Raw genomic sequence first — 13,472 nt, forward strand, 5'->3', positions numbered from 1 at the left:
CCGGGAGGTCTTCGAGGCGGCGAAGCAGCGTCACCCGGAGCGCTGGTCGGGTGACATCCGGAAGCTCAGCCTGCCTGAGATCGTGCACCTGAATCCCGAGCGGGACCCAGTGCCGCAGGCAGCAGGGTTTTAAAGAGCCAGAACTATTTCATATGCCAACTATGTTGACAGACTCCGGCAAGTGTTCGAGTACATCGAGATGGACTACAACCGGCAGCGCCGGCACAGTGCGATTGGGATGATCAGCCCAGAGGCCTTCGAGGCCCGAGTGATCGCTTAGATCGGTGTCCACGATTGCTGGGTAAGATCATAGTGACTTACATTGGTCCGTTGATCCAGCGGATGGGACAAAACATTCTTTAGTGCTAGGCTGAATCTCGTAACACCATAACGACACAACCCGTACGCAAGGGATGGCACCATGGCACCGGCTTCCTCCGAGCCTCGTATCACCCTTCACCCGCACTCCTGCCGAGTACGAGTGATGGCTGGTGAGCCTGCTGGCCGTCACCAGCCGAAAAGAAAGCTATCCATAGAAATCTTTACGCGATTTCTTTACGATAAAACTGTCGGATCGGGCGGCAGGGAGGGCAGTGTGCAGAGCGTACAGAAATCGACCCGTTGCCTACGTGCAGACTTTTCAAAAAACTAGAGTCCTATCCGGGCCGGCTAGCCGCGTTAGGCCTCCAGATGAATCCCAGGAATATATATGCAATATACATATATTTAAATTCAAATAAAAGCATGCTAAAAAACTGTTTTCAGGAAAATTATTGCCACAGCCAGGGGTTTTAAAGTGATTAAAATTGCAGCTTTAGTAACACTAATGATGATTCCTTATTCAGCCCATTCAGACAATCAAAACTGGACTGAGGTAGAGCCAGGAATATTTGTCAATAGACCAACCTCCGGAGGAGGTGTCCACATCTTCGCCTCTCATGACACACATGGTTCTAAAAGTATTTTTTTTGTTGGCCTAGAACATTTTTTTTGTGCTCCTGAACAAAATTCTTTTTTGCCCTCCATTGGGGCTCCTAGAGTCAACGGGATGCATGTTGAAATGTCTTTATCATGCCTCAATGGCACTGAGGTTTACCGTGCAGCCTCACCCGCTGGAAAAGTTTACATAAGAAACGAAGTGTCAGGCAGCAATTCACTTACAATCGAGTTTGGAGGGGGAAATACATTTTCCTATGATTTGCGAGGTTACGAAGCGGTAAATGACGCCCTCGACAACATTAACCCATAAAAAAACAATCGTTTCGGGAGGGCTGTTCAATATATCCAATTTTCAATCAAAACCTTCCACTAAAGCTGAAGAAAAACAACTACATCCAACCTCCAAGCCTGGAAGTTTATAACCATCACTAGTCAAAATACCGACTTCCGGGTTGAAAATCATGCCTTCATATCCCTTATGTTCTTTATAACCTATCCCATCTTTGCCCCCACATACCCCCACTTTCCAGACACATTTATGAATACCCAGCTCCTCCCACCGCACTTGAGACTCTCTATAATTAGCAATATTGCAAAAAACCGAGATAAGTTACCCGCTTTGCTCCCCTGTACTCCGTACCGAAAAGATAAAAAATCAGCTACAGACTTAAGGTCTTTCCTATGAGAAAATACAAACTCAGAGAACGTGCTCTCTCTACCAAAATTAGTTATCAATCTGTAGTCATTATAAACTTTTCTAGATTGGTTTTTAGAAAGAAAAAAAAGAATGCTAAACTCCTTTGGAAAATACTTAGGGTAACCTTTAGGCAAAAAAAGTCCTCGTATCGAACGTATCATAAAAAACCTATCAAACCCTTGTTCAAGGACACAAGCCAGTAGAAAAATAACCACCAAACGTGCTAATCACGATACCAATAATTGCCACCACTATAACACCAAGTTCAGCGATTACCAATAACCACATTATTCGCTGTCGAATCTCCCTTATCACATTACTCCCGAAGCCCTCATCTGCACACAATTTCTTAGCCTTGATAGCCGGAAATTCCGCTAGTATTGCACCTGCCGTCACAACTCCCCCTGTTTTTTGGAGCCAGGTTAGACAGTTCTCGCTTTCCGGTTTCCATCCCAAAAAAACCAAAGATAACGTCGCAGAAAAAGCCGCTACCATGCAAGCTATATACAAAAGAAACTGAATTGCTAACAACGCCTTTATTCGCTGTCCAACATCTTCTTCCGTGCGGAGTTTTTCTATAGGCTTTATTAACATCATTCTCTCCTGGATAGACTTATAAAGTTATTTTATTCAATACAGAAAAGTTTTTATGTGGAGCATTGGCGCTTATCATGATTTTCTCAAGCCTCCCAGCCCACTCTGTCAGTACCGATGCTAAAAGTCGCCTGAGTAACGAAATAAGGTGTCCCCCTACTTAGCTACATCATCTTACTGATCATGGCTTCGCCCCGGTTCGCCGGCTGTCGTTGACATCTGCCGCCAGCCAGGCCTTGATCAGGGATTGATAGGGCATGTCTCGCTTGTTGGCCTCTATCTTGATCCGGTCTAGTAACGTTTCAGGCAGGCGAAGCGAGATGGTTTTCGTGGATAGTTTCAGTTTCGGGAAAGAGGCGGGCTCTGCCTGGCTCCAATCCACGTAGTCGTAGGAGTCGTGGGTTTCCCAGAACTCACGCTCTTCTTCTTCGGTCTTGAACTCAGGAATCTTTTTTTGCTTGCTCATAAACCGCCCTCTCTTTGCGGTGCATGGTGCGAGCGGAGTTCACTCGAAACATCATGCCGTTGTGTCGACTGACTCTACAACCTCCCCAACCCACTCACCCGCATCACTTCCCTCGTCACCGCCTCATCCAGCATCCCGCGGCCGGTTTCCACCACGGTGAGCCAGTGGCGGGCGCGGGTGATGCCGGTGTAGACCAGCTCGCGGGTGAGGATGGGGTTAGGGGCGTCGGGAAGCAGCAGGGCGGTGTGGGTGAATTCCGAGCCCTGGGACTTGTGCACCGTCATGGCGAACACGGTCTCCACCGCCTGCAGGCGGCTGGGCAGCACCCACTTGATCTTGCCGCTGCCATCGGAGGCGGGGAAGGCGACGCGCAGTAACTTTTTGCCTGGCTGGCGGGCGTCGGGTACGGCGAGGGCGATGCCGATGTCGCCGTTCATCAGCCCCAGGCCGTAGTCGTTGCGGGTGACCAGCACCGGGCGGCCTTCGAACCACCCTTGTTCCAACTCTAGGTCGCTGGCCTGGAGCCAGCCGGCGCGGCGCAGGGCGCGGCCGATGCGTGGGTTCAAGCCTTCGATGCCCCAGGGGCCTTTTCTCAGTGCGCAGAGCAGTTGGAAGCGGCCGTGGGCTTCGAGCACGTCGCGGGCCCAGTCATCGAAGGGTTGGCGCGCTTCGCCGTCGCCGAAGGTGTTCGAGTCGGGACGTTTGCTGCGCAGCATTTCCAGGTAGTGGCAGTAGCCCACCGGCGGCGCGATTGGCTCGCCGCGGCGGTCGATTCGGCCTTCGCCGCTATTGGCGAAGCCGGCCGGGTTGCCGTTCACCACCAGGCGATCCAGCGCCGGGTCGTCGGCGTCCGCCAGCGCGAGGCGGGCGATGTCGGCGTAACCCTGTTGGAATATCTCGCGCACCGCGCGCTTCTTCGCCGCTTTCTCGTTCTGTGACTCTTGCTGATTCTGGAGGCCGAGCGGGCGGTTGACCGCTTCGGCAAGCCGGCCGATGCCGCTTTGCGCATCGAAGCGGTGGCTTACCCGCAGCATGGCGATGGCCTGGTCCAGCGGCTGGCCGCCTGCTTCCTCGTACCGCTCGGGAACCGGTGTGCCGGTCACGCGTTCCAGCCAGTCGCAGGTGGCCGGGGTGTAGTGGCCGCTTTCGGCGTGCTGGCACAGGTCGCCGAGCACGGCGCCGGCCTCTACGGAGGCGAGCTGGTCCTTGTCGCCGAGCAGCACCAGTCGTGCACGGCTGGGCAGGGCGCTGAGCACGGCGGCCATCATTTCGATGTCCACCATCGAGGCTTCGTCGATCACCAGCACGTCCAGCGCCAGGGGGTTGTCGGCGTGGTGGCGGAAGTGGCGAGTGTCCGGGCGCGAGCCTAGCAGCCTATGTAGCGTCGTGACTTCCGTGGGGATGCTGTTTCGGAGCAGCGCTACTGCGCTCGACGATACGGCGTTGGAGCCCTCCTCAAACTGCTCATTTACGTCTTGTAAACTCCGCGTTTTCGTCGGGCTCCGCCTTGTCTCGTCTTCGCTCGCTACGCGCGCGAGCAAGGGCGCAAGACCGCTCAGGTCGAGGCTTGCCACTTGGCCAGCGATGGAGTCGTTGAGGCGCGCGGCGGCCTTGCCGGTGGGAGCGGCCAGGCGAATGCGCAGCGAGCGGGCGTGATCGCTTCCCAGGGCCATGGCCTGGAGCAGGGCGAGCAGCTTGACCACGGTGGTGGTCTTGCCGGTGCCAGGGCCGCCGGTGATCACCGCGAAGGGTGAGCGGGCGGCCAGGGCGCAGGCGGCCTTCTGCCAGTCGATCTCCACGTTGGAGGCGAAGAGGGCGTCCAGGGCGGTGGCCAGGGTTTCGGCATCCGGTGCGGCTTCGGGGCGGCCGAGCCGGGCGGCGATGCGGCTGCGAATCTCCTGCTCGTACTGCCAGTAGCGGCGCAGGTAGAGGCGGGGGTCTTGGTGAGGATGGCCGGGCGTGGCGGCGCCGCGCACCAGCGGGGTGTGGCCGGGGGCGCCCCGGGCGGCATCGGCGACCAGTTCGGGGTGAGCGAGTGCTTGCTGCCAGCGTTCCAGGGTCAGGCCGCCGAGCACCTCGCTGGGCCGCGGCGGCGGGTCGCTGAGATCGTCGCCCTCCGGCGGCAGCGAGAGGGCGAGATCGGGCGCGGCAAGGGTCGCCGCCAGGTCGAGACACACATGGCCGCGGCCGAGCTGGTGGCTGGCCAGCGCTGCGGCGAGCAGCAGCGGCGCGGGGGCATCGGGCACCTCGCGTTGCAGGAACAGCGCCAGGGCGCGGTCCAGGGCGCGCAGCCAGCCGCGTTCCACCCAGCGCTCGAGCAGGGCGAGCAATGCTGCGGTGTCCTCCAGGGCAGGGTGGGCCTCGGGCGGCTCGGGCAGGTCGTCGAACAGGTCGTTCATCTCTTTCATGCCGGCGCCTCCGCGTCCGTGGAGTGAGCGGTCGCTGTCGGCCCGTGGCCCTGGAAGAGCGCATCCAGCGTTTCGATCAGTGCGCGCGGTGGGCGTTCGGCGTGCACGCCGCGGCCGTCGCTGGCCGTGGCGGGGCCGATGCCGCGCAGGAAGACGGTCAGCGAGCCACCGATGTGGCGGTCGTAGTCGTAGTTCGGCAGGCGCGCGGCGAGCAAGCGGTGCAGGGCCAGCAGGTAGAGCGCGGCCTGCAGGTCGTAGCGCTTCTTGGCCATGGCCCCCCGCATGGCTGCGGGCGTGTAGGCATCGTCGTCCGGCCCCAGGTGGTTGGATTTCCAGTCGAGCACGTAGTAGCGCCCCCGGTGTTCGAAGACCAGATCGATGAAGCCCTTGAGCATGCCGTTGAGGGTGTCGGCATCCAGCGCCGGGCGCGGGGCGCCGGCGAGTGTGTGAGCGCTTACGGGGGCGTCCAGCGCCTGAGTCGAAACGCGGTGCGCGGCGAACCAGAATTCCATCTCCACCTGGTAGTCGGTGAGTTCGCTGAGCCGCAGCGGGCCGGCGTCGGGCAGCGGCAGCGGGGTGGAAAGCAGCCCACCCAGCCAACCGTCGAGCGTTTCCAGCCAGCCGGTCCAGCCGCGCAGCTGGGTGCGGCGGGCGAGCATGTCCTCGCGCTGGGCGGCGTCCTCTGCGGCGCGGGCGAAGCCGTGCTGGCCGGCCCATTCCAGCAGGCCGTGGAGGAAGGTGCCGGGCCCGGGGCCCCGCGGAAACCGATGCATGGAACGATCTGCGCTCGGCCATACTGCGTTGATATCTCGCTCGAAATGCTCATTTACTGGCTTGTAAACTCCGCTTTCTCGCGAGATATCGCCTTGTCTGGCCATCGCTCGATGGCGTTCCATATCTGGATCTGTCCTATCTCGAGGCTCGTCCATCACCTCGAAGGCGGTGGCTTCCAGCGGGGTGGTGGGTTCGGGGAGCGTCTCGCTCTCACCGGGGCTCTCGGGTAAGTCAGTGCTCGCTGGGGCGGCCTGCGGTTCGAGCAGGGTGCCGCCGATACGCAGTGCCGAGTAGCTGGCGATCCACCACTGCTCGCGGGCCGGGCGTTTGGGCAGCCGTGCCTCGCCCAGCTCGCCGTCGCCCTGCGCCGGGGTAAAGCGCTCGGCGGTGGCCGGCGGTGCCGGCTGAATGGCGATGGCGGGCTCGTTGCCTTTGAGAGCGGTCAGCTTGTCACCGAGATTCTCCGGCGTCAGCGACTCGCCGTTGCTGAGCAGCTGGCCCAAGGCGCTGGCTTCCAGCCCCTTGAGCGGGGCGATGCCCAGCCAGGTGGCGTGGCGGGCGCGGGTCAGCGCCACGTAGAGCTTGCGCAGGTCTTCGCCCAGGCGCTCGCGCTCGGCGATGGCGAGCGTCGCCTCGTCGGCGGTCAGGCTCAGGCGCAGTTGCCCTTCGGCGTCGTGCCAGCGCAGCGGCGAGTCGTCGGGTTTGGTGGGGCGGTGGTTGCCGATGAACGGCAGGAACACCAGCGGGTACTCCAGCCCCTTGGACTTGTGGATGGTGATCACCTGCACCAGGTCGGCGTCGCTCTCCAGGCGCAGCTTGTGGGCCTCGCCCTGGTCGTCGGGGTCGGCGATGGCCTCGGCCAGGAAGCGGATCAGCGCGTGTTCGCCGTCCAGTTCCTGGCTGGCGTGCTGGAGTAGTTCGCCGAGATGCAGGAGGTCGGTGAGATGCCTCTCTCCTTCGCTCGCCGGCCCGGTGGCCAGCAGCCGGCCGGGCACCTCGAAGTCGCTCATCAGCCGGCGCACCAGCGGGAGCACGCCCTGGCGCTGCCACAGCCGGTGGTAGTCGCGGAACTGCAGCACCCGCGCTTCCCAGGCCAGCTCGTCCTGCTGCAGGCGGTCCAGGTCGGCGAGATCCAGCCCCAGGCTGGGGGTGGCCAGGGCCGCGCGCAGCAGCCGGTCGTCTTCGGGGTCGGCGCAGGCGCGCAGCCAGGCCTCGAGCTCGCCGGCCATGGGCGAGGCGAACACCTTGTCCTTGTCGGAGAGGTAGACGCTCTTCACCCCGCGCCGGGCCAGGGCGCGGCGGATCTCGCGGGCCTCGTTGATGCCGTTGACCAGCACCGCCATGTCCGAGGGAGCCAGCGCCCGGAAGCGTTCGCCGTCATCGAAGCCCGCATCAAAGCGCCGGCCCCCCTCGAGCAGGGCGACCATCCGCGAGGCGCAGCGCTCGGCCATCTCGCCCATGTAGGCGCCCTTGCCGAGGGCCTCGTCGGCGTCCAGTTGCCAGAGGGTCATGGCCGGCTGGGGCTGGCCGTCGACGGTCAGGGCATCCTGTCTGCCTTTGGCTTTCACCGCTGTGAAAGGCACTGGGTTGCTGCCGTCGCTTTCCTTGAACAGGAAGGCGCCGGGCGGGTGGGCTTCGGCGAATGCGAAGCAGCGATTCACCGCGGCGACCATGGCGGCGCTGGAGCGGTAGTTGGTGCCCAGGGTGACATGGCGGCCGGCGGTGTCGCGGCGCGCTTGCAGGTAGGTGTGGATGTCGGCGCCGCGGAAGGCGTAGATCGCCTGCTTGGGGTCGCCGATCAGGAAGACGCCGGTTTCCGGCGAATTCTCGGCCAGGCGGTAGACCCGGTCGAAGATGCGGTACTGCACCGGGTCGGTGTCCTGGAATTCGTCGACCAGCGCCACCGGGAACTGCTGGCGAATGCGCTGGGCCAGGGCCTCGGCGCTGGGGCCGTTCAGGGCCCGGTCGAGATGGGTGAGCAGGTCGTTGGGGCCCATCTCGGCGCGGCGCTCCTGCTCGCGCTCCAGGCGCGCCCGGCACCATTGCACGGCGTGGATCAGCAGGTCGGCGCGAGGTTCGGGCAGGCTGGCCAGCGCTTCGGGCAGGGCGGCCAGGGCCTGCCAGGCCTCCGGCAGGGGCGGCGTGCCTTCCTTCCAGATCTCTGCCATGCCCTCGGGGGTGAGGCGCTTCCAGGCGGTTGGGGTCAGCGCCGGACGGATCGCCTCGCCCTCGGCCCACTCGCGCAGTGCGCCCAGCCAGTTGGCGCGGCTCTTGGCGTTGAAGCTCTGCCCTTTGAAGGCCTTGCGCCGGGCGGCGTCTTCCAGGGCCGGTTCGAGTTCGTCGAGCCAGGCGGCCCAGGGCGCCTTGAGCTCGGCCAGGCGCGCGTCGCGCTCGGCCCGGGCGGCGGCCAGGGTCTCGGCGGGGGGCGGGGCGTCGTGATCGAGGGCAGCGTCTCTGTTTCTATGAAGCGCTTCGCTATGGGGCAGCAGCGGGCGCACGGCGGCGTAGAGCGGGCACCGGCCCTCGGTGGGGGCATCCCAGTACTGGGTGATCTCGGCCAGCGCCTCGGCATCCAGCGGGTAGTAGAAGCTGCGCCAGTAGTCGCGCACCACTTCCTGTTCGAGTTCGCTCTGGTCGGTCTCCAGCTCCAGCGAGAACAGGCTGCCGCTGTCGAAGGCGTGCTCGCGCAGCATGCGGTAGCACCAGCTGTGGATGGTGGAGACGGCGGCTTCGTCCATCCACTCGGCGGCCAGTTGCAAGCGCCGCGCGCAGGCGGGCCAGCTGGCTGGGTCGTATTGGTCGCGAAGGGCGACAAGCAGTGGGTCCAAGTCATCCGGCGGGGCTGTCCCCGGCGCCCCGTCAGGCTCCTGCAGAAAGGCCTCCGCTGCCTCCACCAGGCGCGTGCGGATGCGCTCGCGCAGCTCCTGGGTGGCGGCGTTGGTGAAGGTCACCACCAGGATTTCCGGCGGCGTCAGGGGGCGTGAGAAGGCCGTCTCATCCTCGGTCGAGTGGGCGCCGAGCGCCAGGCGCACGTAGAGCAGGGCGATGGTGAAGGTCTTGCCGGTGCCGGCGCTGGCTTCGATCAGGCGGCTGCCGTGGAGTGGAAACGTCAATGCATCCAGCTCGACGGGCTGCGCGGACGAATCACTGCGTTGCAGGCTGCTCATTGGCCACCTCCCCGGTTGCCTTTCCCTTTGACTGCCAGATAGAGCGGCGTCAGCAGCCGTTCGGCGAGCGCGGCGAAGTCGTCGCCATCGTCCGTCGCGGTGGCCATCAGGGCGGCGAAGTCGGGCCACTGGCGGGCGAGATAGGCGTTGCGTTCGCCCTCGCCGCTGGAAAAACCGTCGCCTTCGTAGGCCTTGCGGGCGGCCTGCCAGGCGTCGCTGTCGGGACCATTGTTGGCGACCGAGCCGTCGCGTTCGTCGACCTTGCCGAGCCAGGCGAAGGCCGTGTCGCAGGCCAGTGGCAGCGGCTGGCGCATGCCGGCCTGCCAGGCGGCGATCACGTGGCCGAGTCGCTCTCGTGCCGTCTCCGCTTCCAGCGGCGGCAGGGTGACGTGGCCGGCCTTGGAGAGCAGCTCGGTGGTCAGCGGCGCGGCGAGGTTGCCGGCCAGGTGGGCGACCCAGGGGCGCACCAACTGGGCCCAGCGGTACTGGCCCCGGCCGCGGCTCTGGCCGATCAGGCTGCTGCTGGAGAGCAGCAGGCGGCAGCGGTGGCCGGCGTCGTCCCTGCGCAACTGGTCCAGCCAGTCTTCCAGCGGCGGGGCGGTGCGGGTGGGCAGGTCGAGACGCACCGCCTCGGGCTCCTCTACCGCATGGGGCCAGGCATCGAGCGCTTCTCGGTAGGCCTCGAACAGCGCTTCCATGGGCTCGGCGAGGCTTTCGCGCATGCGGCTGGCGAAGGCGCCCATGGCGAGCACTCCCTGGCCTTCCAGGCGGGCCAGGGTGTCGTGCAGCGCCGGCTCGCGAGGCTCGCCCGCATCGATGGCGCGGCGCTGGGCCTGAATCAGGGCATCCTGCAGTTGCCAGTGGGTCAGGCCGTCGAGGGTGAAGGGTTCGTGGTCGAGGCTGGTGATGTCCTCGCGTTCGAGGAAGACCTTCAGGCGGGTATTGAAGAAGGCTTTCGCGGGGTCGCGCAGGAAACTGCCCAACTGGGCCAGGGTGAGCGGATTTTCCTGCTCGAAAGCGGCGAGGGGGCCCGTGACGCTTTGAAGGGCTTCGATTCCCTCTTCCGTACCCGCTGGATGCACATCCCGCCACTCATGGGCATAGGTGAACAGCCGCCGGGTCGAGACGTCGCGCTCGGCCTGCTGCGCCTCGGTGGGGAAGTAAGTGCGGCTGAACGGCTGCAGCGGGTGCTCGGTGGTCAGCGCGGCGAGCAGGCCGCCGCTTTCCGCTTTCCTCTCGACCTGCCAGCCGGCGGCGAGGTGGTCGCGCAGTTGGCCGACCAGCACCGAGGGCGGCTTCTCGGCGTTGTCGACGATGCTGCGCCCCACCCAACTGACGTAGAGCTGGCGGCGCGCCGAAAGCAGCGCCTCGAGGAACAGGTAGCGGTCGTCCTCGCGGCGCGAGCGGTCGCCGGGGCGGTAGTCGCCGTGCATCAGGTCGATGTCCAACGGCGGCTGGCTGCGCGGGTAGTCGCCGTCGTTCATGCCCAGCAGGCAGACCCGCTGGAAGGGGATGGCACGCATCGGCATCAGGGTGGCGAAGTTGACCGCACCGGCCAGAAAGCGTTGCGAAAGGCTGTGCTCGTCGATCTGCGCAAGCCAGTGCTCGCGGACCACGGAGAGCGGCAGTTCGCGGGTCAGGCCGGCCTCGTGGGCGCTCTCCTGGAACGTCTGCAGGCCCTGCTCGAGACGCGAGAGCAGCAGGCTGTCGGCAGCGTCGTCGGCCTGGAAGCAGGCCTCCAGCAGTTCGCGCAGTATCGCCACCCAGTCGTCCACGTCATGCGGTTCGCGCAGCCGCTGCCACTGGGTTTCGAGGGTCTCCAGCAACTGCGCCAGGGGGCCGGCCAGGCTCGCCTCCAGGCCGCCGATGTCGTCGAAGGGCTCGATGCCCTGCCAGGCGCCGCCGCTGTTGCCCACCGCATAGCCGAGCAGCAGCCGGCGCAGGCCGAAGGCCCAGGTGTTCTGCTCCATGCCCTCGGGCAGGTCGAGGCTGCCGCGCTGGCGGGCGTCGAGCCCCCAGCGAATGCCGGCCCCCTCGATCCAGCGGGCCAGCGTGGGCAGGTCCGCCTCGGCCAGCCCGAAGCGGGAGCGCAGCGCCGGCACCTCCAGCAGGTCGAGCAGGTCGCTCACCGCGAAGCGCAACTCCGGCAGGCGCAGCAGCGTTTCCAGGGCCACCAGCAGCGCCGCGCGGTGGCGGTCGGCCTGGTCGGAGAGAGTGAAGGGAATGTGGCGCGCATCGTCGCTGGGGTATTGCCCGAACACCGCCTGGATGTGCGGGGCGTAGTGGTCGATGTCCGGCACCATGACGATCACGTCCCGGGGCCGGAGCGTCGAATCCTTGCTGAAGGCGTCGAGCAGCTGGTCGTGGAGGATCTCCACTTCGCGCTGTGGCCCGTGGGCGACGTGAAAGACGATGGAGTCGTCGCGGCTCGGGTCCACCGCCGGCCAGGTGTCGCGGGTCTCGGCTAGCGGGCGCAGCGCGCGGATGTCGTCCTGCAGTTGCTGCAGCAGCAGGCCCGGGCCATCGTCGGGCACGCAGGGTTCGAAGAGGTCGATGCGCAGCGCCTCGCGCTCGAACAGCCCCTGGTAGGCGCCGGCGTCGTCGTGCTCGTCCAGCAGGCGCAGGTAGTCGCGGCCCTGCTTGCCCCAGGCGGCCAGCAGCGGCTGGGCGTGCAGGTGCAACGCCTCTTCTCCGTCGCCGTCGCCCAGCACGTCGAGGCGCTCAGGCATGCCGGCACGGCGTCGCTGACGGCGGCGCTGGGCGCGCAGCAGTTCCTTGTGCTCGATGATGTCGGCCCAGTAGTGCTCGCAGGGATTGTGCACGCACAGCAACACCTGGCTGACCCGGGCGATGGCGGCCAGCGCTTCGAGCGCCTGCTGGGGCAGCGAGGAGATGCCGAACACCACCACCCGACGCGGCAGTCCGCGGGGCCGATTCTCCGCCGTGAGCGATTCGGCGGCGGCGAGAAAGCGCCGATGCACCCGGGCGCGGCTGGCGTCGATGCCGGTCGGCCCGTGGGTGGCAGCCACGTCGTCGCAGATGGCTCGCCATAGGGCCGGCTGCCAGCGCTGGGCCGCGTCCAGCGGCCGGGCCTCGCCGCGGGCGGAGATCACCACGTCCTCGCCCGCCGCCCAGGCGTCCAGCCAGTCGGCGCGGTAGACCTGGTACTGGTCGAAAAGGTCGGCCAAACGCTCGGCGAGCTGGTGGTGGCGGCGAAGGTCGGCGTCGTCCGCCAGGAAGCGTGCCAGGGGTGCGAAGGCGGGCTCATCCATCAGGCCCGGGAGCAGGCGCAGCAGCCGCCACACCAGGCGCGTCTTGTCGAAGGGCGACGTGGCGGGCACCGCCTCGGCGCTGCCTTCTACCTGCTCCACCACCGCGCGGTAGGCCTGCCACAGAAAGCGCGCCGGCAGGGTGGCGTCCAGCGCGGCGGCGATGCCCGCGCCATCGTCGGCGGCGTCCTCGGCCAGGGCCAGCTTCAGCCACTGGCCGATGCCGTTGCTCTGTACCAGGATCGTCTCGTTCTCCAGCGGCCCCAGCGGGTGGCGGGTCATCCACTCCACCGCCAGGCTGCGCAGGGCCTCCAGGCGGTTGCCGTGAATGACCATGAAGCCGGGTTCGAGGGGGGCGGCGTGGGAGGCCGGGAGCATGGGCGATTCCTTCGCAGGCTGCGTCTAGTTGGCATGGTGCCACAGGGCAGGGCGAGATGGGCTACCATCCAACCTTCGCCCCATGAACGGAGACGCATGCCATGAGCGATTACCTGCTGGAAGAAGACGGGCTCAGCCCGGGCAAGATCTACCGACTGCTCTCGGGCAGCGTGTGCCCGCGCCCCATCGCCTGGGTTTCCACCCTGGACGCCCGGGGCAACGCCAACCTGGCGCCGTTTTCGTTCTTCAACGTGGTGAGCGTCAATCCGCCGGTGCTGGGGTTCTCGCCGCTGCTCGACGGCGACGCCAACCCCAAGGACACCATCCGCAACCTCGAGGAGGTGGGGGAGTGCGTGGTGCACATCGGCGGCGAGGGGCTGGTCGCGGAGATGAACGCCACCAGCGCAGGGCTGGACCACGGCGAGGACGAGTTCGTTCACGTCGGGCTCGAGAAGGCGGCGATGGCCGGGATCTCGGTGCCGCGGGTGGCGAGCGCGCCGGTGGCTTTCGGTTGCCGGCTGCGCGAGATCGTCCGCTTCGGCGACCGGCCGCTGGCCGGCAATCTGGTGCTCGCCGAGGTGGTGTCGATCCACGTCGACGACGCCCTGTGGGACGGCCGCCACGTCAGCGTCGAGGAGCTGCGGCCCATCGGGCGCATGGCCGGCAACGACTATGCGCGCTGCACCGACCGCTTCGAGGTGGAGCGCCCCGAGTCGGGCAGTGCGATGAGCGGGCAGCGGCGCGGCGGTCGATGATGTCTGCTAGGCCATTAGACCTTGG

General features: G+C 65.1%; 7 protein-coding genes and 1 pseudogene. 3 read left to right on the top strand and 5 right to left on the bottom strand.

Annotation, left to right across the window (positions count from 1 at the left end):
• Window positions 1-178: 178 nt before the first annotated feature.
• Together BLP96_RS19845 and BLP96_RS19850 are read left to right on the top strand one after the other, a co-directional pair.
• A pseudogene (locus BLP96_RS19845) lies at window positions 179-280 on the top strand (IS3 family transposase); the annotation flags it as partial.
• Between the two features lie 516 nt (window positions 281-796).
• Window positions 797-1,249 carry a hypothetical protein gene (locus tag BLP96_RS19850; RefSeq protein WP_143005093.1) on the top strand — a complete coding sequence of 151 codons (453 nt, stop codon included), beginning with the start codon at window positions 797-799 and terminating at the stop codon, window positions 1,247-1,249.
• Between the two features lie 570 nt (window positions 1,250-1,819).
• Here BLP96_RS19850 and BLP96_RS19855 read toward each other — a convergent pair.
• The 5 genes from BLP96_RS19855 to recC all read right to left on the bottom strand — a co-directional run bounded on the left by BLP96_RS19855 (window position 1,820) and on the right by recC (window position 12,692).
• Entirely contained in the window at window positions 1,820-2,230 is a 411-nt protein-coding gene (locus BLP96_RS19855) for a hypothetical protein (RefSeq protein WP_176761504.1), read from the bottom strand.
• Window positions 2,231-2,411: 181 nt separating this feature from the next.
• A complete protein-coding gene (locus BLP96_RS09645) occupies window positions 2,412-2,696 on the bottom strand; it encodes a BrnA antitoxin family protein (RefSeq protein WP_089685562.1) in 285 nt (94 codons plus the stop codon).
• A 74-nt stretch (window positions 2,697-2,770) separates the two neighbouring features.
• A complete protein-coding gene (recD, locus tag BLP96_RS09650) occupies window positions 2,771-5,104 on the bottom strand; it encodes an exodeoxyribonuclease V subunit alpha (protein WP_089685563.1) in 2,334 nt (777 codons plus the stop codon).
• Window positions 5,101-9,045, bottom strand: coding sequence for an exodeoxyribonuclease V subunit beta (recB, locus tag BLP96_RS09655; protein ID WP_089685565.1), 3,945 nt, complete (start codon window positions 9,043-9,045; stop codon window positions 5,101-5,103). The genes recD and recB overlap by 4 nt, the downstream gene beginning before the upstream one ends.
• Window positions 9,042-12,692: an exodeoxyribonuclease V subunit gamma gene (recC, locus tag BLP96_RS09660; RefSeq protein WP_089685568.1), complete on the bottom strand. Its 3,651-nt coding sequence runs from the start codon at window positions 12,690-12,692 to the stop codon at window positions 9,042-9,044. The genes recB and recC overlap by 4 nt, the downstream gene beginning before the upstream one ends.
• A 101-nt stretch (window positions 12,693-12,793) precedes the next feature.
• Here recC and BLP96_RS09665 point away from each other — a divergent pair, with 101 nt between their 5' ends.
• Window positions 12,794-13,447 (top strand): flavin reductase family protein, encoded by a 654-nt coding sequence (locus tag BLP96_RS09665; RefSeq protein ID WP_089685570.1) that lies wholly within the window; start codon window positions 12,794-12,796, stop codon window positions 13,445-13,447.
• Window positions 13,448-13,472 lie beyond the last annotated feature (25 nt).

This window comes from Billgrantia gudaonensis (genome assembly GCF_900100195.1).
In the GTDB taxonomy this organism is placed as follows: Bacteria; Pseudomonadota; Gammaproteobacteria; order Pseudomonadales; family Halomonadaceae; genus Halomonas; species Halomonas gudaonensis.